We start from the raw sequence: 26,652 nt of genomic DNA, 5'->3' as shown, positions 1-26,652 counted from the left end.
GGTGTTTGAGAGATTTTCAACGGAACATCGTTCACGGCGCGATGCAGTACCAGCGCCGTGGTGATTTCAAACGGTCTGCCGCCGTTTTATCAGCATGAGGCGTTCATAGAGTTTCAGACGTTTCGATCGCTTCCGCCGAGCCGTCGATAGTGGTGTTATCAGGAGGCCGGGCTGCAAGCATACGGAATTCAAGCGGATGACCTTGTCGTCCCGAATTGTCCATGTGTGGAGGAAGGGCACTGTCGCATCACCTTCGTGCATTTTGAGGTGAACGAGAGCGTGCACTTCGTCGTCCTGGGAATTCAGGGTTTCGTAGACGACTGAGGTTGGCTCAAGATAAAGCGAATACTGACGCACGCACGTACCCAGATAGTGATCGGGGCCCTGATAAATGCCGCCCCAAGGCACGCTGTCGCCAATACGAGCGACAAATTCGCTGTCCAGCAATGCTGCTGTTGATTGCGGTCCGCCGTCTCGTGTTTTCTCGTATACGAGCCTGATCAGCGCTCGGTTGTTGTCCGTCGTGTTCCCGTTCATTTTTTGTCTGTGTCCCCCGGTTGCCGTTTGATTGACGGCACCAAGCCCCCATCTTAATCCGACCTGATTGGCAGGTATAGGCCCACGTGTGTCCCTATTGCACAGTGTGAAAGCATTCCGGGTTCATGGCCAAAGGCGTTCGCGCAGCAGGCAGGGTTTGCAGCTAATTTGAACATGGAATCGAGGCATTTCTGCAAAAGGCGCGCGATTTACCGCTCAGGTCAACGACAATAGATTTTGATGCAGGAGGGATACTCAATAACGCAAGAATGTCACACTGCGGGAAACTACCGCCAATTTCGTTGGCGGCCTGAGTCGTCAGGTGAAAATTCCAATGAAATCCGTGCTTTGAAAATGGTGAGCGCGCGGGGGTTCGAACCCCGGACCTACTGATTAAAAGTCAGTTGCTCTACCGGCTGAGCTACGCGCTCCCTTGCGGGGGAAACGCTTGGCGCTACCCTCGGGAATGCGGCGGAACATAGGGATGACTTCGCCATCGGTCAACAGCTATTGTGCAGAGTTTTTGCGACAATAAGCCATGTTTTTGCCTGTTCCACGATTTTTCTGACCGTTGCACGCAAATTGAAGGCGAAAATGGTGGGCGAGAAACGCTGCAAGGCAGGGTTTGAGCGCAAGGCTGGCGAAAAGGTGATTGGAATTTGCGACAGATTCGGCCTATGGCACCCCAACCACGATTGAAATGCCACATAAGGAGCGCATATGGCGCTTGATGTATCCTATCTGACCGCTGCCGGTGCCGGTGCACTGTCCTTCCTGTCTCCCTGCGTGCTGCCACTCGTACCGCCTTACCTCTGCTATATGGCTGGCGTGACCGTGGAGGATTTTCGCTCGGATCAGCCCGCAGCCCGCGTTTCTCCGGTGCGGCAGGCCCTGTTGCTTTCATCATTTTGTTTCGTACTTGGTTTTTCGACCGTGTTCGTGCTGCTCGGGGCGGGAGCTTCGACTATTGGCGGGTTGTTGCGCATGTGGCAGCAGGAGATCGCCATTGCAGCCGGTGTCGTCATTATCCTGATGGGTTTGAATTTCCTCGGTGTGTTTCGTCTTGCCTTTCTGTCGCGTGAAGCGCGATTTCAGACCAAGGGCAAGCCGGCAAATCCGCTGGCTGCCTATGTGATGGGGCTTGCCTTCGCATTTGGCTGGACGCCCTGCATCGGTCCGGTTCTGGGACCAATTCTCGCCCTTGCGGGTGGTCGCGACACGGTTTCGGACGGTGCATTGCTGCTTGCGGTCTATTCGCTGGGCCTTGGCATTCCTTTCATCATAGCTGCATTGTTCTCAGGCTATTTCATGCGTTTCCTGACGCGTTTCCGCATGCATCTGGGCAAGGTGGAAAAGGTGATGGGCGGGCTTCTTGTGGTAACGGGTGTCCTGTTCCTCACAGGCGGCTTGCAGACATTCTCTTTTTGGCTGCTTGAAACATTTCCAATCCTGGGCCAACTCGGCTAAGGAAACGGAAATTGTTCATGTATTGGCAACCGGGATTATGCCACGATCGGGCATGAGACTGTGTTGAGCGAAAATGGATTCGGAATTCTGCCAATGACATCACGTACCTGCCTCTCGGTTATCCTTGCCGCCGGTGAGGGCACGCGCATGAAATCAGCGCTGCCGAAAGTGCTTCATCCTATTGCCAGACTGCCTATCGTTGCCCATGTGGCCAAGGCGGTTCATAGCGCCGGTGGTAGTGACATTGCCCTCGTTGTCGGTCGTGGCGCCGATGCGGTGCGTGACGCGGTGAAGTCCGTGGTTTCAAATGTAACGGTACATGAACAGAAGGAGCGGCTCGGCACTGCTCACGCTGTACTTGCGGCACGCGATGCCATTGCGCGCGGTTATGACGATATTCTCGTCGTGTTCGGGGATACACCCCTTATCGAAACGGCTGCGCTGGATCAGGCCCGGGCAAGGCTCGCTGATGGCGCTGATGTTGTGGTTATGGGCTTCCGGCCCGCCAATCCCGCTGGTTACGGCCGTCTTGTCGAGAAGAACGGCAAGCTCATCGCGATTCGCGAGGACAAGGATGCCAGCGAATCCGAGAAAAAGATCGGTTTCTGCAACGGCGGTCTCATGGCTTTGCGCGGTGCTGGTGCTCTGCAGCTGCTGGACAAAGTTACCAATGCAAATGCCAAAGGCGAATACTATCTGACCGACGTGGTGGAAATCGGCAACGCAATGGGAAAGTCGGTCGTCGCTATCGAAATTGCAGTCGATAGTGTCATCGGTATCAACACGCGTGTTGAACTCGCTGAAGCCGAAGCCATTTGGCAGACTCGCAGGCGGCGCGCCATGATGCTGGCCGGTGTAAGCATTCAAGCTCCTGAGACGGTATTTTTCGCCCATGACACGCTGGTTGAGGCAGACGTGTCTCTGGAGCCCAATATTGTTTTCGGTCAGGGCGTTTCGATTGCTTCAGGCGCGGTCATTCACAGCTTTTCTTATCTGGAAGGTGCAAGGATTGGTCCGAAGGCCGAGGTCGGGCCGTTCGCTCGTTTGCGCCCAGGCGCTGATCTTGCGGAAAAGGCGAAGGTCGGAAACTTTGTCGAGGTAAAGAATGCCAAAATTGGCATGGGCGCCAAAGTCGGCCATCTGACCTATCTTGGAGATGCAACCGTTGGTGCGGGCACGAATATCGGAGCCGGTACGATTACCTGCAACTATGACGGTTATAACAAGGCTTTGACAGAGATCGGGGCAGGTACCTTTATCGGTTCCAACACGTCACTCGTTGCCCCGCTTTCTGTCGGTGACAATGCCTATGTGGCATCGGGCAGTGTGATTACCCAGAACGTACCTGCTGACGCTCTGGCTTTTGGCCGGGCACATCAGGTTGTCAAAGAAGGCCGGGCCGTGGAATTGCGCGCCCGCTATGCCGCTCAGAAAAACGCCAAGAAGGCGGAATAGTGCGTCCTGCTTCATGCTAAGGACTGAATTGTAAGTAGCCTTCTTGTCGGCGTAAGTTCACCGTGGGCGAGACTAATCGAGACCCTGAGCCATCGGAGCTTTGTATGTGCGGGATTATAGGAATTATCGGACGCGAGCAGGTTGCGCCATTGCTGGTGGACGCGCTGAAGCGCTTGGAATATCGCGGCTATGATTCCGCCGGCGTCGCGACGCTGAACAAGGGTGTGCTCGACAGGCGCCGCGCCGAAGGCAAACTCGTCAATCTCGACAATCTTTTGAAGGATCAGCCGCTCGCGGGCACGATCGGTATCGGCCATACGCGTTGGGCAACCCATGGCGCGCCGACCGTTCGCAATGCGCATCCGCATACCACGCCGCGGCTTGCCGTCATCCATAACGGCATTATCGAGAACTTCGCCGAATTGCGCCGCATGCTGGAAAAGGACGGCTATGTCTTCGAAACGGAAACCGATACGGAGACCGTTGCACATCTGGTTACGCGCGCGCTGGATCGCGGCCTTTCACCCGTCGAAGCTGTGCGTCAGACTTTGCCGGAGCTGCGCGGCGCCTTTGCTATCGCCATCATGTTCAAGGGCGAAGAAGATTTGCTGATCGCGGCCCGCAATGGCCCACCGCTCGCGGTTGGTTATGGCGATGGCGAGATGTATTTGGGCTCGGATGCAATCGCTCTCGCTCCGTTCACCGACAGCCTGTCTTATCTGGAGGACGGCGATTGGGCCGTGCTGACACGCAAGGGTGTGGTGATCTACGATGAGACCGGTGCGACGGTACAGCGGCGTATTGAGAAATCTGCCGGCACCGCATTCCTCGTCAGCAAAGGCAATCGCCGTCATTTCATGGAAAAGGAAATTCATGAACAGCCGGAGGTCATTTCCCATACACTGGCCAACTACCTCGATTTTTCCAAGGGTACGATTCGCGCTAACGTAACGCCCATTGATTTCGCAAAGGTCGACCGGATCGCAGCATCGGCATGCGGAACAGCCTATTATGCCGGCCTGATCGGCAAATACTGGTTCGAACAGATTGCGCGACTCCCCGTCGATATCGATGTCGCCTCGGAATTCCGTTATCGCGAAATGCCGTTGTCCAAGGACAGCCTCGCCCTGTTTGTGTCCCAGTCCGGTGAAACTGCGGATACCTTGGCATCGCTGCGCTATTGCAAGCAGCAGGGGCTGACCATCAGTTCGGTGGTCAATGTCAGGGAATCAACCATGGCACGGGAATCGGACGCGATCTTCCCGACCCTTGCGGGTCCAGAAGTCGGGGTTGCATCGACGAAGGCATTTACTTGCCAACTGTCGGTGCTTGCCTCACTGGCGGTCGTTGCGGGCAAGATGCGTGGAACCATTTCCGACGAAGATGAACGCCGTCTGGTACATGAGCTTTCCGAGATACCGCGTTACGCCACACAGGCTCTGAAGCTGGAGCAACAGATGGAGGCGATCAGCCGGGATCTGTCGCAGGTAAAGCACGCGCTTTACCTCGGCCGAGGTACAAGTTTCCCGCTGGCACTGGAAGGCGCGTTGAAGCTCAAGGAAATCTCCTACATTCATGCGGAAGGTTATGCTGCCGGCGAGCTGAAACATGGACCGATCGCACTGATCGATGAATCCATGCCTGTAATTGTGATTGCACCCTATGACCGCTGGTTTGAAAAGACCGTTTCGAACATGCAGGAAGTGGCAGCACGCGGCGGCAAGATCATCCTGATTACCGATGAGCGCGGTGCAGCAGCCAGCACGTTGAAAACCATGCATACGGTCATTTTGCCTGACATGCCCGAAATCATTACGCCAATCGTCTATGCCGTGCCGATCCAGATGCTGGCATATTATACGGCCGTGTTCATGGGGACGGACGTGGATCAGCCGCGTAATCTGGCAAAATCCGTGACGGTGGAATAAATCTACCCGGCGCGAAGGAGCCGCACGGCTTCATCGCGCTCGAAGAGATAAAGCAGAACGCGCAAGGCTTCCCCGCGCGCGCTCTGCAATTCCGGATCGCGTCCAAGAATATAACGCGCATCCTTTCTGGCAATCTCCAGAAACTCCTGATGGGCCTCGATGCTGGCAAGACGGAAACCGGGCGTGCCGGACTGCCGGGTGCCCAGCAATTCGCCTTCGCCACGCAGTTTCAGGTCTTCCTCGGCAATGCGGAAGCCATCTTCGGTTTCGCGCATGATTTCCAGCCGCGCCCGGGCAACTTCACCCAGTGGCCCCTTGTAGAGGAGGAGGCAGGTTGATGGTTTGTCACCGCGCCCGACACGCCCGCGCAACTGGTGCAACTGGGCGAGACCGAACCGTTCCGCATGCTCGATCACGATGATTGTTGCGTCAGGCACATCCACACCGACTTCAATCACCGTCGTTGCAACGAGAAGGCGTGTCTCGCCATTCTTGAAGGCCAGCATGGCGGCATCTTTTTCCTGTCCGGTCATGCGGCCATGGACAAGCCCGATCTGATCGCCCAGCATGGGCTGCAATGACTGGAAGCGCTCTTCGGCCGAAATCAGGTCAACCAGCTCGGATTCTTCGACTAGCGGGCAAATCCAATAGATCTTCTGGCCGTCGCCAATGGCCCGGCGCATGCGGTCTACCAACTCGCTCAATCGCTCCATAGGAAGAATAGCGGTGGTGATCGGTCTGCGCCCGGCAGGTTTTTCCGTCAGTTTCGATACATCCATATCGCCAAATGCGGTCAGTACGAGCGTCCGCGGAATGGGCGTCGCTGTCATAACCAGCATATCCGGTGCGGAACCCTTGGACTGAAGCAACAGCCGTTGATGTACACCAAATCGGTGTTGTTCATCAATAATTACAAAGACTAAGTCGTGATAGCTCACCTTTTCCTGAAAGAGCGCGTGCGTCCCGATGACAATATGGATTGTCCCGGAACGCAGGCCGTCGAGGATGTCTTCGCGCTCGCGGCCTTTTTCCCGGCCGGTGAGCAAGGCTGTCCGCAGGCCCGCCTTTGCGGCAAGAGGAGCGATCGTAGCATAATGTTGTCGCGCCAGAACTTCGGTCGGAACCATCAGGGCGGATTGACCACCGGATTCGGCTGCGTGGGCCATGGCGAGCAGGCCGACAACGGTTTTTCCGGATCCCACGTCACCCTGCAGCAGCCTGAGCATCCTCTCAGGTTCGCGCAGATCCGCGATGATCTCCTTGATTGCCTGCTGCTGGCTGCCCGTCAGCGCGTAGGGCAATGCTGCAATGATTTTTGCCTTGAGGCTCCCGTCACCTTCCAGCTTGCGGCCCGATAGACGGCGTGTTTTCAGGCGCACGAGCGCCAGAGCCAACTGACCTGCCAGAAACTCGTCATAGGCGAGACGTTGGCGCGCGGGATGATCCAGTGCGATGTCAGATGGGTCCTGCGGGCGATGAATCGTTTCAAGCGCTTGCCGGTGCGTTGGAAATGCGTGTTTTACCAGCACCGGTGCTTCGATCCATTCCGGCATTTCAGGCGCTCGTGCCAAGGCTTCCTGCACGCCGCGCGCCAGCACCTTGGGTGACAGTCCTGCAGTCAAGGGATAGACCGGTTCAACCAGCGGCAGAGACGCCGCATCGGCAATGCTTGCGATATGATCGGGATGGACCATGGTCGGGCGGCCATTGAACCACTCCATGCGGCCTGAGACGATGACTGTTTCACCGACCGGCATGATGTTTTCAAGCCATGCGAGCTTCGCGTGAAAGAAGACGAGGCCGATTTCGCCTGTATCATCGTGGGCGAAAACCCGATGCGGTACGTTACTTCGTCCACTTGGAGCGGGTTGATGCCGGTCAACACGCACCTCCAGTGTGACGATGGCACCTTCTGGCGCATGGGCGATGCCGGGTCGATTGCGCCGGTCGATGACGCTGTTTGGCGGCAGGTAGACCAGATTGCCAACGCGCGGTTCTGTTCCGGGTGGCTGGGTTCCCAGCAATGTGGCAAGCAAGCTAGTCACTTTCGGCCCGATGCCGGGCAGCGAGCGAACAGAAGCAAAAAGGGGATCAAGCAGTGAAGGGCGCATTCCTTAGGTTTAACGTCTTCAAAGCGTGTTGCAAGGCTGACATCGGTGCCAATGCGCGCTATACCCAGCCGCAATCCTTTGGCTTCCCGCTCTCCGAAGCCTTTCCACGATATTTCAAGGGAGACTGTCCATGACCGGAAGCAGTCGTTCAACAGTTGATCTGCCGCCAAGACAGCGCAAAATCCTTTTCCGATCCTGGCATCGCGGCATGCGCGAGATGGATCTGATTCTCGGGCAGTTTGCCGATGCACATATTGAAAGCCTGACAGAGGTGGAACTGGACCAGTATGAAGAACTGATGGAAGCGCTCGATCGTGACCTCCTCAAATGGGTTACCGGGGAGGCTGACGTGCCTGAAGAATACAATACGCCGATCTTTCACAAGATTCTGGCTTCCCGCAACGCAATGAAATTCTGATTCGCTATGACTGCCTTTTCCAAACTCGGACTGAAACCTGACATCAATGGACACGTCGTCATTGACGGCGTTGTCGATGGATATGAAGCATTTGCGCTTGCCAAAGTGGTTGCCGAGGCCGGAGCAGGCGGCCCAGTGCTGTTCATCGCCAGTGACGGTCAGCGTGTGGCTGATATCGAACAGGTGCTTAGTTTCGTTCAGCCCGACCTGCCGGTGCTGCAACTGCCCGCTTGGGACTGCTTGCCCTATGACCGCGTGTCGCCTGGTTCCGATACGGCGGCGCGGCGGCTGGCGGCACTGGCTGGCCTTGAGGCACTGCGCGACCAGAAACACCCCGGCGTGATTCTCGCGACTGCCAATGCGGTGCTGCAAAAGCTTCCGCCACGAAAAGTCCTGGCCGAGCAACTGTTCCTGGCGAAGCCAGGCAATAGAATTGACATGAACTCCCTTGTTCAACGACTTGAAAACAATGGATTTGAGCGCGTTTCGACTGTGCGGGACGTGGGTGAGTATGCTGTGCGCGGCGGTATTCTTGATCTGTTCGTGCCCGGTGCTGAAGAGCCGCTGCGGCTTGATTTCTTCGGGGACACATTGGAGTCCATCCGGACATTCGATGCCGCATCCCAGCGTACGTCCAGCCAGAAAACCGAATTCTCCATGCAGCCGATGAGCGAAATCACGCTCTCGCCGGAGACGATCAGCCGGTTCCGTTCGCAATATGTGCAGAAATTCGGCGCTCCGTCGCGTGACGATGCGCTGTATCAGGCGATATCGGAAGGCCGCCGATTTGCGGGTATGGAGCACTGGCTGCCGCTTTTCTACGAGCGCATGGAAACCGTTTTTGACCATGCAGGCCGGATGCCTATCATATTCGATCATCTGGCGCATGAAGCGATGGCCGAACGCCACAAGATGGTGGTTGATCACTACGAGGCGCGCAAGAAGCAGTCGGATGGCACGGAACCGGGCGATTCCGTGCCTTACAAACCTGTTGAGCCGGGTTCGCTTTATCTGACACCGGCAGAGGTGGAAGCAGCGGCAATTGGCTCTGGTATGCGCGTCGATTTCTCACCGTTTGATGCGCCCTTTGCCACTGGCCGTTCCGTCATTCATGCTGGCGCTCATCGCGGGCGCACATTTGTCGAGGAACGTACAGCCAAGGACGCCAACGTCTTTGACAGTGTGGTCAAACATATTGCTGATGAACGGGCAGCCGGCAAAAAGGTGCTGCTTGCAGCATGGAGCGAAGGCTCGCGCGACCGGCTCATACAGGTTCTGAACGAGCATGGCCTCGAGAAGATCGAGCTGGTCGAAGACCTGCGTACAGTGAAGGCGCTTGCCCGCGACAAGATCACAGCGGGTATCCTGTCGCTGGAAACCGGCTTTGATGCAGGCGATCTCGTTGTCGTGGCTGAACAGGATATTTTGGGTGACCGGCTCATTCGCCGTTCCAAGCGCCGCAAGCGTGATCAGGATTTCATCAGCGAAGTGGCTGCACTCAACGCGGGCGATATCGTGGTCCATGTGGACCATGGTATCGGCCGGTTCATTGGCCTGCGGACGATTACAGCGGCCGGTGCGCCGCATGACTGTCTGGAAATCCACTATGCGGGCGATGACCGCCTGTTCCTGCCCGTCGAGAATATCGAACTCCTGTCACGATTCGGCTCGGAGAGCTCTACGGCAGTCCTCGATAAGCTGGGCGGCGGTGCCTGGCAGGCCCGCAAGGCCAAGCTGAAGAAGCGCCTGCTGGAAATTGCCGGTCACCTGATCCGGATTGCCGCCGAGCGGCAGATGCGCGGTGCTCCTGTGCTCACGCCACCCGACGGGCTTTATGGCGAGTTTGCCGCCCGTTTCCCCTATGAGGAGACGGAAGATCAGGACCGGGCCATTGAAGCCGTCATTGACGACCTCTCGCTCGGCAAGCCAATGGATCGGCTGATCTGCGGCGATGTCGGTTTCGGCAAGACAGAGGTGGCGCTGCGCGCTGCCTTCGTGGCGGCACTCAATGGTGTCCAGGTGGCCGTCGTCGTGCCGACCACGCTGTTGTCGCGCCAGCACTACAAGACCTTTTCCACGCGCTTTCAGGGGTTGCCGGTCAATGTGGCGCAAGCGTCGAGACTGGTTGGCGCCAAGGAACTGGCGGAGAACAAGAAGGGTATCGCCGAAGGACAGGTCGATATTGTCGTCGGCACGCACGCGCTGCTGGGGCAGGGCATCAAGTTCAAGAATCTTGGTCTTCTGATTATCGATGAAGAGCAGCATTTCGGCGTCAAGCATAAGGAACGGCTGAAGGATCTCAAATCCGACGTCCATGTGCTGACGCTGTCAGCAACGCCGATCCCGCGCACATTGCAGCTGGCTCTAACGGGCGTTCGAGAATTGTCGCTGATCACCACGCCGCCTGTCGATCGCATGGCCGTGCGCACATTCGTCTCGCCATTCGATCCTCTTGTTATCCGCGAAACATTGCTGCGCGAGCGCTATCGCGGCGGTCAGAGCTTTTATGTCTGTCCACGCATTTCCGACCTTGGCGAGATCAAGGATTTTCTGGATTCGCAGGTGCCGGAACTGAAAGTTGCCATTGCGCACGGGCAGATGCCGCCCGGCGAACTCGATGACATCATGAATGCCTTCTATGACGGGCAGTATGATGTGCTGTTGTCGACGACCATTGTAGAATCAGGCCTCGATATCCCGACGGCCAACACACTGATCATCCACCGTGCCGATATGTTCGGTCTTGCCCAGCTCTACCAGCTGCGCGGCCGTGTCGGTCGGTCGAAACAGCGGGCATTTGCACTGTTCACGCTGCCCGCCAACAAGATGCTGACGCAGATGGCTGATCGCAGGCTGAAAGTCTTGCAATCTCTCGATACACTGGGCGCCGGTTTCCAGCTGGCGAGCCATGACATGGACATTCGCGGTGCAGGTAATCTGCTTGGCGAAGAACAGTCCGGCCATATAAAGGAGGTCGGTTTCGAGCTCTATCAGCAGATGCTGGAAGAGGCTGTATCGGAAATCAAGGGCACGGGCGAGGTCGAGGACGGCCACTGGTCACCGCAGATCGCCGTCGGCACGGCGGTGATGATTCCGGAAACCTATGTACCCGATCTGCAATTGCGGCTGGGTCTTTATCGCCGTCTGGCCGACCTGGAGGAACTGCAGGATATCGACGGCTTTGGTGCCGAGCTTATCGACCGGTTCGGACCTTTGCCGGAAGAAGTGCAGCACCTGCTCAAAATCGTCTATATCAAGGCGCTATGCCGCCGGGCCAATGTTGACAAGCTCGATGCGGGCCCGAAGGGGATCGTCATCCAGTTCCGCAACAAGACGTTCAATAATCCGGCAGCATTGGTGAAGATGATCGGCGAGCAAGGCTCGATGGCGAAAATCCGCCCGGACCAGAGCATTGTGTTCGTGCGCGATTGGCCAACGGCGGAAAAGCGGCTGAATGGTGCCGCGGTTGTGATGACGCAACTGGCGAAACTGGCCGCCGCGTAGCGGCCAGCGCCCGCCGACGCTCTGTCTCAGGTCGGACGAGGCTCAAAACCGTCGGCTGTCTGGCGGATTGCATCGGCCAGTGCATCGGCGGACTGTGCGCCCATGACTGCGTATTTCTGATCCAGAATAAAGCAGGGCACGCCGCGTACCCCGATCTCGTTGGCGGTATCAATCTCTTGACGCACACCGACGCTGTCGGCATCGGTCGGCAGCAGGCTCGCGACGATGGCACTGTCCATACCTGCCTCTTCGGCCGCTTCGATCAATACCTGATGGTCGCCGATGTTCTTTCCCTGTTCGAAGTAGTAGGAAAAGAGAATGCCGACGATCTTGTCCTGAATATCCGGACCGGCTTGCGACGCCCAGCGGATCAGGCGATGCGCATCCAATGTGTTGGGTGCGATTTCGATGGCTTCGAAATCGAATTCGATGCCTTCTTCCTTGCCGAGTTCAATCAATTGCTGATGAATTTCGAAAATCCGGTCCGTGTTGCCGAATTTCTCCGTCATATAGCGATTGCGGTCCTTGCCCTGTTTCGGAATCGTCGGGTCTAGCTGAAACGGGCGCCAGTTGACCGTCACATCCAGATCCGGATTGAGGGCGAGGGCGCTTTCCAGCCGCTTGCGGCCGACAAAACACCATGGGCAGACGACATCCGACACTACGTCGATCGTGAATTTCTTTTCGGTCATGCGTTCAACCTATCTTTTGTCAGACCACCAGGTAGGAAGCTGGTAGCCGTTGAGAGATGTCTTGTCCGGGTGCTTGATATAGGACCAGCGCGCAACCCATTGCGCGGGCTGGTAGTAAATCGGCACGAAATAATTGCCCGAAATCAAAACTCTGTCGAGAGCCCGCACGGCGCTCTCGAATTCCTTTTGATCCCGGGTGGACAGCATCTTGCCGATAAGCGCATCCACGGCAGGATCAGCCACGCCCGCATAGTTGAAGCTGCCATTGGAGTCCCGGGACTGACTGCTCCAGCGGCGATACTGTTCAAAGCCGGGGGAAAGGGAGCCCGAATAAGCGCCCAGAATGACGTCATAATCGAAAGTCTCCAGACGTTTCTGGTATTGTGCATCATCAACGGTGCGAATCGTAACACCGATGCCGAGCCGTTCCAGCGTACGTTTGTAAGCAAGCCCCAGACGTTCTTCGGCAACAGAACGCGTCAGTATCTCGAAGGTTAACGGGATGCCTTTCGGGTCCAGCATAACCTCATCCTTGATGGAATACCCCTTGCTGACCAGCATGTCGTAGGCACGTTTCATTTCCGTGCGGTCGCGTCCCGTACCATCGGTTTGCGCCGGTTGATATGTACCGTCCATCACATCGGGCAGAACAGCATTGGGATAAGGTGCCAGAAGAGCGCGTTCCGTTGCGTCTGCCGGTTTTCCAAGTGCCGACAGATCCGATCCCTGCCAATAGCTGCCAAGGCGCTGGTAGCGCCCGGCATAAAGATTGCGATTGGTCCATTCAAAATCAAACATCATGGAGAGGGCACCGCGCACGTCGCGGTCAGAGAATATGTCACGCCGGGTGTTGAAGGCGAAACCAAATACATTCGACGGTGTTTTGGTTTCGAATGTCTCCTGAACGACCCGGCCGTCCTTGAACGCAGGGAAATTGTAGGAAGATGCCCATTTGTTTGGATCGCCTTCCATGAAGATGTCGAAGACACCTTTCTTGAACGCTTCGAACTGGGACTGTTCCGTACGGAAATATTCGACAGTCACCGTATCGAAATTATTGAACCCGCGCCTGCTTGGAAGATCAGCGGCCCAATATTCCGGGTTGCGCTTATACACGATGCGTTGTCCGGGTTGTATCTGGGCAATGGTGTAAGGGCCGCTGCCAATGGGTGGCGTCAGCGGCGAACTGTCGAATTTTGCCGGATCTATCGCGTGCTTCGGCAGGATTGGCATGAGTGCCAAAACGAGAGGAAATTCGCGGTCTGCCTTGTCATTCAAGCTGAAACGAATACCGCGTTCGCCGATTTTCTCTATCTTCGAGATACGGTCCATGCGCTGCTTGTATTGAGGCAGACCCTTTTCGGCCAAAAGATTGAATGTAAATATGATGTCTTCCGGCGTGATGGGTTCGCCGTCCGACCATTTCGCTTTTGGGTTCAAGGTGAACTCGACCCATGTGCGGTCGTCATCGGTGTCCACCTTTTCGGCGAGCAGACCATACATGGTGAAAGGTTCATCGGCGCTTCGCTGCATGAGCGTTTCGTAGATCAGATTACCGAACTGCGGATCGTTGAAGACACCGCGTGCCGTTGTGCGAAGGCTTTTGACGAGAAACGGGTTCAGGCTGTCGAATGTGCCGACAACGCCATAGGTTATGGCGCCGCCCTTGGGCGCATCGGGGTTCACATAGGGGAAATACTGATAGTCGGCAGGCAAGGCGGGCTCGCCGCGCATGGCGATTCCATGTTTTGGCTCGGCATCAGCCGCACTTGTTACCGAACAAGCTATGGCCAGCAGCGCCAAAATCTGGAAATTCTTCTTCAACATCGTCTCAACCTTATGTCCCCTTTGGCGGCATTTTCCTTTGATTCGCCCACAAGATTACCATCTCGTGACGATTCTACGGCCAAAGGGGTGTAATCATCTTCGCGAAATCACAACAGAGATAAAAGTAGTCTGGATTTGCATTAACATGCAGTGTAACACGACGTTCGAGACGGAGGGTCACTCTGTTGCCTTATTTGGTAACCAAGCCAGAGAAAGCAATTCTTAGTGATCAAGTTACACTTCGGATAAGTGCGCTGAAAGGAACCAGTTGACCATGTCCAACCCGAAGACATTCGCTGCAACCGCATCCATTGCGGGTGCAATTGCATTACTCGCCGCCGCGGCAGTACCAGCATCAGCCCAGCAGCAGCAGAGAACGCCGCAGGGTTGGTTCAAGGTTTGCTCCAAGCAGGAAGACAACGATATCTGCAACACGCAGAACATCGTGACAGCCGATAGCGGACAGCTTCTGACCGCCGTCAACCTCATCGAAATCAAAGGTAAGGTAAATCGTAAGATTTTCCAGGTCTCGGTACCGACCGGACGTCTGATCGGTCCTGGTGTCGGACTACAGATTAATGGCGGCAAGACGCAGAAGATCGATTTCGCCATCTGCTTCCCGGATCGTTGCATCTCGGAAGTTGCGATGTCCGATGATCTGGTTGCTTCCTTCAAGAAGGGCGCCCAGCTGACGCTGACCTCGGTCAATTTCCAGAACAAGCCGAACCCGATCAATGTTGCATTGACCGGCTTCAGTCAGGCTTTTGACGGCCCCGGCCTGCAGCAGTCGGAAATCGAAGATCGCCAGAAGACCCTTCAGGAAGAAGTCCAGAAGCGTCAGAAGGAATTCGAAGACAAGATGAAGGCTGAGCAGGAAAAAGCCAAATCCGGTAACTGATAGCTGTTCGATCAAGAAAAAGGGACGCTTTTGCGTCCCTTTTTTATTGTCCGGGTTAACGAGTCCCGGCTCTAATTGATGTGCGGACTCTTGACGCGATAGATGCCATTCTGCGGCTTCTCGAACATGTCCTTGATCTGTGGATGCCGCAGGGGAACGCCGGTTGTATCTGCAACAAGATTTTGTTCCGAAACATAAGCTACATATTCGCTGTCGGCATTTTCGGCAAAAAGATGGTAAAATGGCTGGTCACGGCGCGGCCGTATGTCTTCGGGAATGGACTGGTACCATTCTTCCGTATTGTTGAATTCCGGATCGACATCGAAGATTACGCCGCGAAAAGCGAATATCCGGTGGCTTACAACCTGACCGATCTGAAATTTTGCGTGGCGTATTTGTTTCATCATCATCATTCATTATAGATATCAGAGACATACCTGTCTCCATCAAATCGTGCGAGCATCTTTGGCATCCAGCCATTTCCGGTCGCGTTCCAATGGTCAAAGCTCGTCATGCTCAGCGTTTTCAATCTTGTTCTTCCATTTTTCGGCCTGATCTTTCTCGGATTTGTGGTTGCCCGCATCAGTCGTCAGCCGCTGGAGGCGATGGGATGGATGAACGTTTTCATTGTCTATGTGGCGCTGCCGGCACTGTTTTTCCAGATCCTTTCAAAGACACCTGTCGCCGAGCTGACTCAATGGGCATTCATCATTGGTTGTACGGCATCAACACTTTGTGTTTTTCTGGTGATGTTCGGTGTAGCTTTCGTCAGAACCCGTAAAATTGACGAAAGCACTATTCAGGGGCTTGCGGCCGCCTATGGCAATATCGGCTATATGGGACCGGGGCTGGCGATTATGGCCTTCGGTGCGCCCGCTGCTGTGCCTGTCGCTTTGATATTCTGTTTCGACAATACGCTGCATTTTGTCATGGCACCGTTGATGATGGCGCTTTCCGGCAATGAAAAGCGCAGGCCGCACGAGCTGGTGATCAGTGTTCTCAAGAAGATATTCCTGCACCCCTTCATCATCGCAACCATTCTCGGCGTAGCAGCCGCAGTCATCGGGTTCGAGCCACCGGCATCCATAGACAAACTCATTGATCTTCTCGCCAAAGCGGCTGCGCCATGCGCACTTTTTGCAATGGGCGTCACCCTTGCCCTGCGCCCGTTGAAGCGGGTGCCACCGGAACTCTATCTGATTGTGCCGATCAAACTGATTTTCCAGCCATTGCTCATTTATTGCATCCTTCACCTTGCCGGTGATTTCCCGCCTGTCTGGGTGTTCACAGCCATGCTGCTGGCTGCGCTGCCGACGGCAACCAATGTTTTTGTCATTGCTCAGCAATATGGGGTCTGGGTTGAGCGCGCATCGAGCAGTATTCTGGCAACCACGCTGTTTTCGGTCGTAACCTTGTCCCTATGGCTTTATGTAATGACGCACGGGCTGGTGCCGCTTTGAGAGTGTCGTCGGTCCGGCATGCAGTGTGTAAAAGTGATCGGGAGCATATTTCCTGACCGATCCTCAAAAGTTTATCCGGGCAAACATGCCTGTCATGGCTGTTCCCACGATTCCGGAAATTGTACTCCACAGCGCCACGCCGACGAGCGGATTGCGCCGCCTTGTTGTTTCAAACGCAAATCCTGATCCCGAACCGCCATATTGGGCATACAATTGGGCCGGTGGTGCCGTGCTTGCACGTTATTTTCTTGATCACCCGGAGGTTGTGCGTGGGCAGCGGGTGCTGGACCTCGGATCGGGTTCAGGAATAGTGGGAATAGCTGCGGCAAAGGCTGGGGCAATCCGCGTGATCGCCGCTGAAACGGACCGGAATGCCATTGTGGCGCAACAGCTGAATGCGGCACTCAATGGTGTTGTTTTAACATCGATGCATGCGGATCTGACGACTGGTCCGGCATTGGACGTCGATTTCGTTGCTGTCGGGGACCTGTTTTATGCTCCCCATCTCGCACAGCGTGTTCTTGGCTTTCTTGATCGCTGCCTTCTGGCGGATGCCAAGGTTCTTGTCGGCGATCCCGGCCGGGCAGATCTTCCGCGTGCACGGCTTCAGCTCATTGGCGAATATTCAGTGCCGGATTTCGGACTGGTGACGGGGGCAACGATAAACGCAGGCGTTTTTGCACTGATTTGACGTGATGCGCGCATCCGCAGTGTGCGTGGTTCGACAGGCTCACCATGAGGGTGAGTGAGGATTGCAGGGAGCTATGTTCTGCAAGATTGCTCATATCCGCAATATTTCCGATTGGCCTTGCAGCACCATTCTCCCTCATGCTGAGCCTGTCGAACCACGCACAAAATTTATTGCAAGTTTTCTGAACCTTTTCGAATACGAGGGCGTCTTTCCCTCCCATATGGGCTGTTTCGTCGCATGGGGGCTTTCCGCTGCGCCACTTGTACGATAAGGCGTTCTGTAGTTATTGTTGCGAATGATTTGCAATTGCGATTAGAAGTTGAGGTAGTTCATGGATTCCTTGCGGCAGGCAGCCGATACGGACGAAGGCTGGCGGCGCGAACGGGGCGATGCATCGCTTTCAGATGTGCATCGCTCAATAGCGGTCAAGACAGCAGGGCCGGGTTGGCGCAGGGCCGCAGCCTTCGTTGGACCAGGCTATCTGGTTGCTGTGGGCTATATGGACCCGGGAAACTGGGCGACGTCGCTGGCTGGCGGGTCGAAGTTTGGCTACACGCTGCTTGTTGTCGCGTTGATTTCCAACATCATGGCCGTTGTCCTGCAGGCGCTTTGCGCGCGTCTGGCCATTGGATCGGGCAGGGATCTCGCCCAGGCTTGCCGCGATGCCTTTCCAAGGCCGGTTGCCTATACGCTCTGGTTCATGGCGGAGCTGGCCATTATCGCAACCGACATTGCCGAGGTGATTGGCACTGCCATCGGGCTCAATCTGATCTTCGGTATTCCGCTTGAACTTGGCGTTCTCATCACTGCGCTGGATGTTTTCCTGATCCTCTACCTGCAAAAACTAGGCTTTCGCTGGGTGGAAGCGCTGATCATCACACTGCTGGGTGTGATTGCTGTCTGCTTTGGCATCCAGATTTTTCTCGCGGACCCCAATTGGGCGGCCGTGATCAAGGGATTTGCGCCAACGACGGAAATTGTCACCAATCCCGAGATGCTCTATCTCGCACTCGGTATCTTGGGTGCAACCGTCATGCCGCATAATCTCTACCTGCATTCCGGCATTATCCAGACGCGCGACTACGGCCACACCATGCCGGAGAAACGTCAGGCATTGAAATATGCAACATGGGACTCAACCATCGCGCTGACCTTTGCCCTTGTCATCAATGCCGCAATCCTCATCCTGGCCGCGGCAACATTCAACAAGACGGGCCAGACCGAAGTTGCGGAACTTGGCGAAGCGCACTCACTGCTTGCGCCGCTGCTGGGCTGGGGTTTTGCGCCCACATTGTTCGGTATTGCCCTGCTGTGCTGCGGCATCAATTCGACAGTAACGGCGACGCTTGCCGGGCAGATCGTGATGGAAGGCTTCCTGAAGATCCGGTTGGCCCCTTGGCTGCGTCGGTTGATCACCCGGGCAATTGCCATCATTCCAGCGGCGATTGTCACCGTGTGGTATGGCGACAGCGGAACGGCCAAACTCCTGATCCTGACGCAGGTCGTGCTTAGCCTTCAGTTATCGTTCGCCGTGTTCCCGCTGGTCATTTTCACAGCCAGCAAGACCAAAATGGGGGTACTGGTATCACCGAAATGGCTCACGGCGCTCGCCATGTTCATCGCGGTGGTGATTGCCGCACTGAACGTCAAACTGCTGATGGATTTCGTTCTGGTTTAGGCGCGTTTTGCTTCCCGGCGCGGCCAGCGAAAGCCGCTGCCGGGGCGCAAACCCTCGCGCATGAGAAAACTGCGCAGGGGTGAGAAGGTGCGCAACAGTTCAAGGCCACCGCTGCGAACCATCTGCACGGGCAGGAAATCGGACAGCAATGAGCGATTCAGCGCGTCGACCGCGCCCGTGCGGGCGATGATATCAGGGCTGCGTTTGCGGTTATAGGCCGAAACAACAGGAGCAGCACCGAGATCGCTGCCATCATGTGGCAGGGTGTCGAGCAGTGTTTCCACGTCTCTAACACCGAGATTGAGCCCCTGCGCACCAATAGGCGGAAACACATGAGCTGATTCACCCGCGAGGAATACACGGTCACGGGCAAAGGCGTTTGGAACAAGCCCGGAGAGTGGCCAGGCTTGCGGCTCGACATCAATGGTCACGGCGCCAAGCATGGATTGCATGCGCTCTTCCACACGGGTCGCCAGTTGTTCGCTGTTCAAGTCCAGCAATTCAGCGGCGTGGGCCGGTGTGGTCACCCAGACAAGGCTTGAGCGTTTTCCGGCGAGCGGCACCTGCGTGAACGGGCCATGCTCGGTGTGAAATTCCGTCGATATATTATGATGATCACGGGTATGGCTGAAGCTGAGAACGACCGCCGTCTGGTTGTATTGCCACGTACGTGCCGAAATACCTGCGGCCTCGCGTGCCAGGGAAGAACGGCCATCGGCGGCGATAACGATATTGGCAGAGAATACGGATCCATCGCTGGCTTCCACGGCCATGGCACTTTCCACCGGGTGATAGTGGGTGGCCGTGGCGGCCACGTGACAGATTGGCAACTGCTTCAGAGCATCACTGAGCGTTTTGGTGAGTGTGGCATTGGGAATATTGTAGCCAAAAGCGTCTTCGTCGATCTCGGAGGCTTCAAATGTCACCGCCGGACTTCTGACGAGCCGATTTGTACCATCGAGGATACGCATGGAGCCGATGGCAGCGGCATGTGGCGCAATGCTGTCCCAGAGGCCGATACGCTGGAGAAAGCGGATTGCGGGCATCATCAGGGCTGTCGTCCGCTTGTCTGTGCCGTTTGGAATCACGCCGAGACTGATGACGTTTTCAAAGTTTTGACCAAGGGCAATGGCGGCGATCAAACCGACATGACCGGTTCCTGCAACCACAATGGGATCTGTCCTGGTACTGGTCATCGTTTCGTCTCCGCTTTCGTGCCGTTTCAGGCTTTCAACAGTTTGAACAGCTTATATCAAGATCATTGCTTGCGCTTTGAACCATTTTCAAGAAAAGCTGCTCGCAAATCGTTCGTCGCTGATAACATATAGGGATGAGCGGATGAGTATCATGCAGCAGATTGGCGCGGACCGTGAAAAAACCAACTTTGCCTCGGGGTGTTAAGCCCAAAAAAGTAACGGCACCCCAAGCCAAAGCCTTCTCCGTCCATTTGCTGACAGCTTCAGGTTCCTTTCTGGCATTCCTGTCCGTCGTGGCAGCCAGTGAAGGCAGCTGGACCGCCATGTTCTGGTGGCTAGGGCTTGCGCTTTTCGTTGACGGTATTGATGGGCCGATCGCGCGCAAGCTCGAAGTCAAATACGTGCTGCCGAACTGGTCGGGCGAACTGCTCGACAACATCATCGACTATATGACCTACGTGCTCATTCCGGCGTTTGCGCTCTACCAGCGCGGTTTCATGGGCGAGGGATTGTCATTCCTGGCAGCAGCAATCATCGTGGTGTCCAGCGCGATCTACTATGCTGATACGGGCATGAAGACGAAGGAGAACTTCTTCAAGGGCTTTCCTGTTGTCTGGAACATGCTGGTTTTCACATTGTTCATTGTCAAACCCGGCGAGTGGGTGGCTTTCGCCATCGTCCTTGGTGCCGCCATCGTATCGTTCCTGCCGATTTATTTCCTGCACCCGGTGCGCGTACAGCGCCTGCGGCCGCTCAATCTGACAATTTTCTTTCTGTGGTGTGCCTTCGGCATACTTTCGCTCTACCAGCATCTGGATTCGCCTCTTTGGGTGCGGATTGGCATTTCTGTGACAGGTCTCTACCTGTTCCTGATCGGTGCCGTGATGCAGGCATTTCCCAATCTTGGACGCACGGAGAAGGCATGATGGTCAAAGCAATTCGTATTCATCAAACGGGTGGCCCTGAAGCTCTTGTCTATGAAGACGTTGCCATTGGTGAACCCGGTCCGGGTGAAGTGCGCATGCGCAACGAAGCCATCGGCCTGAATTTCATCGATGTCTATTTCCGCACTGGTCTTTATCCCTCGCCGAGCGGTTTGCCGCTCATTCCGGGCAATGAAGGTGCGGGCGTTGTCCTGAGCGTCGGGCCCGGTGTTACCGATGTGAAGCCGGGCGACCGCGTTGCCTATGTCAATCCGATCGGCGCTTATGCGGAAGAACGCATCATGCCGGTGGACCGGCTGGTCAAGGTTCCGGACGCCATTTCTTCGCAGCAAGCCGGCTCGATGATGCTGAAGGGCATGACCGCCTATTATCTTCTGCGGGAAACCTATCCGGTGAAGAAAGGCGACACGATCCTGTTCCATGCCGCTGCCGGCGGTGTCGGCCTGATAGCGGGTCAGTGGGCCAAGCATCTGGGTGCGACTGTCATTGGCACTGCCGGGTCGGATGAGAAGGTAAAACTTGCGCTCCAAAACGGTTTTGACCACGTCATCAATTACCGTACCGAGAATTTTGTCGAACGGGTGAAGGAAATCACCGGCGGCAAGGGTGTTGATGTCGTTTATGATTCCGTCGGCAAGGATACATTCGACGGATCGCTGGACTGTCTGCGCCCGCGCGGCATGATTGTCTGCTTTGGACAGTCCTCGGGTCCGGTTGCCCCGTTTGACCTTGGTATTTTGTCGCGCAAGGGGTCGCTTTATCTCACGCGACCGACATTGTTTGTCTATGTTGCTGCGCGGGCCGCACTCGAAAACGCTGCACGTGAGCTTTTTGCTCAGGTTGAAAGCGGCGTGGTGCGCATCGACATCGGCCAAACCTATGCGTTGAAAGATGCTGCGACGGCCCACCGCGATCTCGAAGCACGTAAAACAACCGGGACAACTGTGCTCATTCCTTAAGCTTTTGAAAATGATGCTTGAATAGTGTGCGCAAATGGCCGCAACTACCGGTTTTGCACTTCCCAAATCGATGCTGCCCGACATAGGATCGAAAACGGTTAGGGACACCTCATAATAATCGTCCTATGCCGTGGGGTACTATGACAAGCATAAGCGATAAAAGCGGAGCGGGCCGTTCACTTCTGGAAGCGCGCAAGCTCACCAAAATTTTCGGCTCTCTGAAAGCCTGTGACGGGATCGATCTGACGATCGGCACCGGAGAAATCCACGCGCTCCTGGGTGAGAACGGTGCTGGAAAATCCACATTGGTGAAGATGCTGTTCGGCGCGTTGCAGCCGACCTCAGGCGAGATAATCTGGAAGGATAGCGTCCTTACCGTCACCAGTCCGGCAATGGCAAGATCACTCGGTATCGGTATGGTTTTCCAACACTTTTCGCTGTTCGATGCATTGACGGCGGCCGAGAACATCGCGCTTTCCCTCGACGAGAAAACCGACCTTAATACCATTGCCGCAAAGGCGCGTGAAATCGGGCAGACCTATGGTCTTCCTGTAGACCCAGATGCATTGGTGGGTGATCTCTCTGTCGGTGAGCGCCAGCGGATCGAAATTATCCGCTGCCTGCTGCAAAACCCCGATCTGATCATTCTTGACGAACCGACGTCGGTTCTGACGCCGCAGGAAGCGGACCTGTTGTTTGTTACACTGGAACGGTTGAAATCGGAGGGAAAATCAATCCTCTACATCAGCCACCGGCTCGAGGAGGTGCGGCGCCTGTGCGACCGGGCAACCGTGCTGCGGCATGGCAAAGTCGTGGGCCAATGCGATCCGCGTCAAGAAACGGCCGGTTCTCTCGCCCGCTTGATGGTTGGCAGCGACATTCATGTGATCGAGCGCCGTCCGAATGAAGCACCAATGGCTCAGGCAGCCCTGATTGAGGTCAACGGCCTGTCGCAGAAGCCGCGCGGGCCGTTTTCCGTGTCACTGCATGATATCCGGCTTGTCGTCAAACCGGGAGAAATCCTCGGTATTGCGGGCGTTGCCGGCAACGGACAGGGCGAACTGTTCGAAGCCTTGTCAGGCGAAGTGCTGCAGGAGCGCGCCGATATTGTCCGCATTCGCGGCAAGGATACCGGGCGATCTGGTATCTCTGCACGGCGCAGGCTTGGCGCTGCCTTTGTACCGGAAGAGCGTCTGGGACACGGTGCGGTTCCAAACATGTCCCTCACGGATAATTTGCTCTTGTCGCGCTATTCCACAGACGGAAAGGTCTTCCTCGGTGGTGGACTTTTGCGATTGCTTCAGCAGTCCGGCCTTTCGCTCGCTGCAAAGCGGATATTTGCGCAGATGGACGTCCGTAAAAGTTCGGAAAATCCAGATGCATCAGCGCTTTCCGGCGGAAACCTCCAAAAATTTCTCATAGGGCGTGAGCTTGATCGCAACCCATCGGTTCTGGTGGTCAACCAGCCGACTTGGGGTGTTGATGCCGGTGCCGCTGCTCATATCAGGCAGGCGCTTGTTGATCTTGCCCGCAGTGGTTCAGCCGTTATCGTGATCAGCCAGGATCTCGATGAACTCTTCGAAATCTCCGACCGGATTGCCGCCATGGTGCATGGGCGCTTGTCAGATTCGGTGCCGATTGAGGCAATGAACATGGAACGTGTCGGCCTGATGATGGGTGGTGCCGATCCCGCTTCGGTGCACGTCAGCGCAGGGGCTGCCTGATGCGTATAGAACTGGTCAAACGTCCCCAGCATTCAGCTCTTTTCAGTGCGCTGTCGCCCTTCATCGCGCTGTTCCTGACACTGATTGCCGGCGCCATCCTGTTTTCGCTTCTCGGCAAAAACCCGGTTTCGGCGCTCTATTATTACTTTGTCGAACCGCTCACCGAGATCTGGTCGTGGCATGAGCTGCTGGTGAAGGCGGCACCATTGATCCTGATCGCAGTCGGGCTTTCCGTCTGCTTCCTCTCCAACAACTGGAACATCGGTGCGGAAGGGCAGTTGATCATGGGCGCCATCGCCGGATCGATCCTGCCCGTTGTCTTTCCTGATTTTCAGGGCTGGTATGTCCTGCCGATGATGCTCTTGCTTGGTATGGCGGGTGGCATGGCCTATGCGACCATCCCGGCGTTTCTGAAGGTGCGGTTTAACACCAATGAGATTCTCACCAGCCTGATGCTGGTGTATGTGGCGCAGTTGTTCCTCGACTGGATCGTGCGCGGACCCTGGCGCAACCCGCAGGGTTTTAATTTCCCTGAAACCGTGCAGTTCAACTCCAGCGCCATTCTTCCCGAGATATGGTCTGAATCCGGCCGGGCCCATTGGGGTTTCATTCTGGCGATTGTCGCTGCACTGCTCGTCTGGTTCATGCTCTCACGCACTTTGAGCGGCTTTGAAATCAAGGTGCTGGGCCGCAGCGCGCGGGCAGGGCGTTTCGCCGGTTTCAGCGCCGGACGCCTGACCTTCTTCGCATTCGCCATCTCCGGTGCACTTGCCGGACTGGCCGGGATTGCCGAAGTCTCCGGCGCAGTCGGGCAACTGCGCACGACAATCTCGCCGGGCTACGGCTTTACCGCCATCATCGTTGCTTTTCTCGGCCGTCTCAATCCGCTTGGTATCGTTGCCGCTGGGCTGGTGCTGGCGCTGTCATATCTTGGCGGTGAAGCTGCTCAGGTCTCGCTTGGAATTTCGGAGAAATCGGCGCGTATCTTCCAGGGCATCATTCTGTTTTTCGTCCTGGCGAGCGACACGCTCATCTATTACCGCATTCGCTTTGTGACCCGGCACAGCGACGCCGCAGCAAAGGGAGCGTGATATGGGCATGTTCGAAGCCATTCTCTTGACCATCGCCACAGCTGCCACGCCTTTGCTGATTGCAGCCATGGGCGAACTGGTTGTGGAGCGATCCGGCGTGCTCAATCTCGGTGTTGAAGGCATGATGATCATGGGTGCCGTTGCTGGTTTTGGGGTTGCCCAGTTAACCGGTTCAGCCTGGCTCGGAATGTTTGCTGCCATCCTCGCGGGTGCTGCCTTCTCGCTGCTGTTCGGCTTTCTGACGCTGACACTGGTCACCAATCAGGTTGCAACAGGTTTGGCTTTGACGTTGCTGGGCCTTGGTGCATCCGCCATGATCGGCGAAAGTTTTGTCGGTCTGCCCGGTGTGCGGATGCAGTCCCTGAATATTCCGGTGCTGACTGGTCTGCCTGTTGTCGGCAAGTTCCTGTTCGGTCAGGACCCCATTTTCTACATCTCGATACTCCTGACCATCGGGGTTACATGGTTCCTGTTCCGCACCCGGGCGGGACTGACACTGCGGGCCGTTGGTGACAACCATGCATCGGCGCATGCGCTCGGTGTGCCCGTTGTGCGTGTCCGCTATCTCGCGGTCATGTTCGGGGGTGCTTGCGCTGGCCTTGCCGGTGCGCAACTATCGCTCGTCTATGTGCCGCAGTGGGTGGAAAACATGACGTCGGGCCGGGGATGGATCGCACTTGCACTGGTGGTTTTTGCGTCCTGGCGGCCATGGCGAATTCTCGCCGGCGCTTATCTGTTCGGCGCGGTGACCATCGGCCAGCTGCATGCGCAGGCACTCGGCATTGGAATACCATCCCAGTTCATGTCGTCCTTGCCCTATCTGGCAACGATTGTCGTTCTTGTTCTTATTTCGCGGAACAAGCGTCTGACCCTGATGAATACGCCGACGTCGCTCGGCAAACCTTTCGTGCCGGACCGCTGAGCGGTCGCGCGGGAATAAAGACAAAGCATTGATTTAACAGAGAGGTGAACACGAATGAAAAAACTGCTTATGGCGTTGTCCATGGCCGCCAGCTTTGCTGTTGCGGGCGCTGCGCATGCCGAAGAGAAGCTGAAGGTCGGCTTCATTTATATCGGACCACCCGGTGATTTCGGCTGGACCTACCAGCATGATCAGGGCCGCAAGGAAATGGAAAAGGCACTCGGCGACAAGGTCGAGACGACCTTTCTTGAAAGCGTCCCGGAAGGTGCGGATGCGGAGCGTTCGATCGAGCGTCTGGCACGTGCCGGCAACAAGCTGATCTTTACGACGTCATTCGGCTACATGGATGCAACGATCAAGGTTGCGCAGAAATTCCCGAATGTGAAGTTCGAGCATGCGACCGGTTACAAGACTGCCGACAATGTCGCAGTCTATAACTCGCGCTTCTATGAAGGCCGCTATGTGCAGGGTGTCATCGCTGCCAAGATGTCCAAGGTCGGCGTTGCCGGCTACATCGGTTCGTTCCCGATTCCGGAAGTGGTGCAGGGCATCAATTCCTTCATGCTAGGCGCGCAGTCGGTCAATCCCAACTTCAAAGTCAAGGTGATCTGGGCCAATGCCTGGTTTGATCCGGGCAAGGAAGCTGATGCGGCCAAGGCTCTGGTCGATCAGGGTGTTGATATCATTACCCAGCACACGGATTCGACAGCCCCCATGCAGGTGGCCGCCGAGCGCAAGATCAAGGCATTCGGTCAGGCTTCCGACATGATCAAGTTCGGCCCGGAAACGCAGCTGACGGCTATCGTTGACAATTGGGGTCCGTACTACATCGAACGCGCCAAGGCGGTAATCGATGGCACATGGAAAACCCACAATGTTTTCCATGGCATGCACGAAAATCTCGTGGTCATGGCGCCCTATACGAACATGCCTGACGATGTGAAGAAGCTGGCCGAGGAAACCCAGGCCAAGATCACATCCGGTGAACTGAAGCCTTTCACCGGTCCAGTCAAGAAGCAGGATGGTTCCGAGTGGCTGAAGGCTGGTGAGACAGCCGACGACAAGACCATTCTCGGCATGAACTTTTATGTCGCTGGCGTAGACGACAAGCTGCCGCAATAAGGTTCGCATTGATGCAAAAGGAAAGGGC

The 26,652-nt window shown here is 56.0% G+C and carries 21 protein-coding genes and 1 tRNA gene; 15 read left to right on the top strand and 7 right to left on the bottom strand.

Annotated elements, in window-relative coordinates; genetic code table 11:
- Positions 1 to 66 precede the first annotated feature (66 nt).
- Both FHW16_RS24475 and FHW16_RS24470 read right to left on the bottom strand, forming a co-directional pair.
- Positions 67 to 537, bottom strand: coding sequence for a hypothetical protein (locus FHW16_RS24475; RefSeq protein WP_182551903.1), 471 nt, complete (start codon positions 535 to 537; stop codon positions 67 to 69).
- Positions 538 to 892: 355 nt separating this feature from the next.
- Positions 893 to 968, bottom strand: a tRNA-Lys gene (locus FHW16_RS24470).
- Positions 969 to 1,257: 289 nt separating this feature from the next.
- On the opposite strand from FHW16_RS24470, the gene FHW16_RS24465 reads away from it, so the two are divergent.
- The 3 genes from FHW16_RS24465 (at position 1,258) to glmS (ending at position 5,387) form a co-directional block, all read left to right on the top strand.
- Entirely contained in the window at positions 1,258 to 2,004 is a 747-nt protein-coding gene (locus FHW16_RS24465) for a cytochrome c biogenesis CcdA family protein (RefSeq protein ID WP_182551902.1), read from the top strand.
- A gap of 93 nt (positions 2,005 to 2,097) precedes the next feature.
- Positions 2,098 to 3,459 (top strand): bifunctional UDP-N-acetylglucosamine diphosphorylase/glucosamine-1-phosphate N-acetyltransferase GlmU, encoded by a 1,362-nt coding sequence (glmU, locus tag FHW16_RS24460; RefSeq protein ID WP_182551901.1) that lies wholly within the window; start codon positions 2,098 to 2,100, stop codon positions 3,457 to 3,459.
- Positions 3,460 to 3,563: 104 nt separating this feature from the next.
- Positions 3,564 to 5,387 carry a glutamine--fructose-6-phosphate transaminase (isomerizing) gene (glmS, locus tag FHW16_RS24455; protein WP_182551900.1) on the top strand — a complete coding sequence of 608 codons (1,824 nt, stop codon included), beginning with the start codon at positions 3,564 to 3,566 and terminating at the stop codon, positions 5,385 to 5,387.
- A 2-nt stretch (positions 5,388 to 5,389) separates the two neighbouring features.
- Here the strand turns inward: glmS and recG are convergent, their stop codons facing one another.
- Complete coding sequence (gene recG / locus FHW16_RS24450; protein ID WP_182551899.1) at positions 5,390 to 7,498, bottom strand: ATP-dependent DNA helicase RecG; 2,109 nt, start codon at positions 7,496 to 7,498, stop codon at positions 5,390 to 5,392.
- 130 nt (positions 7,499 to 7,628) lie between these two features.
- Here recG and FHW16_RS24445 point away from each other — a divergent pair, with 130 nt between their 5' ends.
- Together FHW16_RS24445 and mfd are read left to right on the top strand one after the other, a co-directional pair.
- Positions 7,629 to 7,916 (top strand): succinate dehydrogenase assembly factor 2, encoded by a 288-nt coding sequence (locus tag FHW16_RS24445; RefSeq protein ID WP_182551898.1) that lies wholly within the window; start codon positions 7,629 to 7,631, stop codon positions 7,914 to 7,916.
- A gap of 6 nt (positions 7,917 to 7,922) precedes the next feature.
- Positions 7,923 to 11,420, top strand: coding sequence for a transcription-repair coupling factor (gene mfd, locus FHW16_RS24440; protein WP_182551897.1), 3,498 nt, complete (start codon positions 7,923 to 7,925; stop codon positions 11,418 to 11,420).
- A 26-nt stretch (positions 11,421 to 11,446) separates the two neighbouring features.
- Here mfd and FHW16_RS24435 read toward each other — a convergent pair whose 3' ends face one another.
- Positions 11,447 to 12,112, bottom strand: coding sequence for a DsbA family oxidoreductase (locus tag FHW16_RS24435; RefSeq protein ID WP_182551896.1), 666 nt, complete (start codon positions 12,110 to 12,112; stop codon positions 11,447 to 11,449).
- A 9-nt stretch (positions 12,113 to 12,121) separates the two neighbouring features.
- The gene (locus tag FHW16_RS24430; protein WP_182551895.1) at positions 12,122 to 13,939 is read right to left on the bottom strand and encodes an extracellular solute-binding protein; all 1,818 of its coding nucleotides are present in this window, start codon (positions 13,937 to 13,939) and stop codon (positions 12,122 to 12,124) included.
- Positions 13,940 to 14,213: 274 nt separating this feature from the next.
- Between FHW16_RS24430 and FHW16_RS24425 the strand changes: the two genes are divergently transcribed.
- Entirely contained in the window at positions 14,214 to 14,837 is a 624-nt protein-coding gene (locus FHW16_RS24425; protein WP_182551894.1) for an invasion associated locus B family protein, read from the top strand.
- A gap of 71 nt (positions 14,838 to 14,908) precedes the next feature.
- Here FHW16_RS24425 and hspQ read toward each other — a convergent pair whose 3' ends face one another.
- Positions 14,909 to 15,247, bottom strand: a complete 339-nt coding sequence (gene hspQ, locus FHW16_RS24420; RefSeq protein WP_182551961.1) for a heat shock protein HspQ — start codon at positions 15,245 to 15,247, stop codon at positions 14,909 to 14,911.
- A gap of 102 nt (positions 15,248 to 15,349) precedes the next feature.
- Between hspQ and FHW16_RS24415 the strand changes: the two genes are divergently transcribed.
- The 3 genes from FHW16_RS24415 (at position 15,350) to FHW16_RS24405 (ending at position 18,666) form a co-directional block, all read left to right on the top strand.
- Complete coding sequence (locus FHW16_RS24415; RefSeq protein ID WP_182551893.1) at positions 15,350 to 16,297, top strand: AEC family transporter; 948 nt, start codon at positions 15,350 to 15,352, stop codon at positions 16,295 to 16,297.
- 94 nt (positions 16,298 to 16,391) lie between these two features.
- Positions 16,392 to 16,988, top strand: a complete 597-nt coding sequence (locus FHW16_RS24410; RefSeq protein ID WP_348643930.1) for a class I SAM-dependent methyltransferase — start codon at positions 16,392 to 16,394, stop codon at positions 16,986 to 16,988.
- 331 nt (positions 16,989 to 17,319) lie between these two features.
- Positions 17,320 to 18,666 carry an Nramp family divalent metal transporter gene (locus FHW16_RS24405; protein ID WP_182551891.1) on the top strand — a complete coding sequence of 449 codons (1,347 nt, stop codon included), beginning with the start codon at positions 17,320 to 17,322 and terminating at the stop codon, positions 18,664 to 18,666.
- Here the strand turns inward: FHW16_RS24405 and FHW16_RS24400 are convergent.
- Complete coding sequence (locus FHW16_RS24400; protein ID WP_182551890.1) at positions 18,663 to 19,862, bottom strand: UbiH/UbiF family hydroxylase; 1,200 nt, start codon at positions 19,860 to 19,862, stop codon at positions 18,663 to 18,665. The genes FHW16_RS24405 and FHW16_RS24400 overlap by 4 nt on opposite strands.
- Before the next feature lie 173 nt (positions 19,863 to 20,035).
- Here FHW16_RS24400 and pcsA point away from each other — a divergent pair, with 173 nt between their 5' ends.
- The 6 genes from pcsA (at position 20,036) to FHW16_RS24370 (ending at position 26,624) form a co-directional block, all read left to right on the top strand.
- Positions 20,036 to 20,788: a phosphatidylcholine synthase gene (gene pcsA / locus FHW16_RS24395; RefSeq protein ID WP_182551889.1), complete on the top strand. Its 753-nt coding sequence runs from the start codon at positions 20,036 to 20,038 to the stop codon at positions 20,786 to 20,788.
- A complete protein-coding gene (locus tag FHW16_RS24390; protein WP_182551960.1) occupies positions 20,788 to 21,765 on the top strand; it encodes a quinone oxidoreductase family protein in 978 nt (325 codons plus the stop codon). Before pcsA ends, FHW16_RS24390 begins: the two co-directional genes overlap by 1 nt.
- Before the next feature lie 140 nt (positions 21,766 to 21,905).
- Complete coding sequence (locus tag FHW16_RS24385) at positions 21,906 to 23,489, top strand: ABC transporter ATP-binding protein (RefSeq protein WP_210278261.1); 1,584 nt, start codon at positions 21,906 to 21,908, stop codon at positions 23,487 to 23,489.
- Complete coding sequence (locus FHW16_RS24380) at positions 23,489 to 24,580, top strand: ABC transporter permease (RefSeq protein ID WP_182551888.1); 1,092 nt, start codon at positions 23,489 to 23,491, stop codon at positions 24,578 to 24,580. The genes FHW16_RS24385 and FHW16_RS24380 overlap by 1 nt, the downstream gene beginning before the upstream one ends.
- A gap of 1 nt (position 24,581) precedes the next feature.
- Positions 24,582 to 25,502 (top strand): ABC transporter permease, encoded by a 921-nt coding sequence (locus FHW16_RS24375; RefSeq protein ID WP_182551887.1) that lies wholly within the window; start codon positions 24,582 to 24,584, stop codon positions 25,500 to 25,502.
- A gap of 54 nt (positions 25,503 to 25,556) precedes the next feature.
- Positions 25,557 to 26,624, top strand: a complete 1,068-nt coding sequence (locus tag FHW16_RS24370) for a BMP family ABC transporter substrate-binding protein (protein WP_182551886.1) — start codon at positions 25,557 to 25,559, stop codon at positions 26,622 to 26,624.
- Positions 26,625 to 26,652: the final 28 nt, after the last annotated feature.

This window comes from Phyllobacterium myrsinacearum, from assembly GCF_014138285.1.
GTDB lineage: Bacteria > Pseudomonadota > Alphaproteobacteria > Rhizobiales > Rhizobiaceae > Phyllobacterium > Phyllobacterium myrsinacearum_A.
Note: the sequence above shows the minus strand (reverse complement) of the source record. Positions and strands in the feature narration are given on the sequence as shown.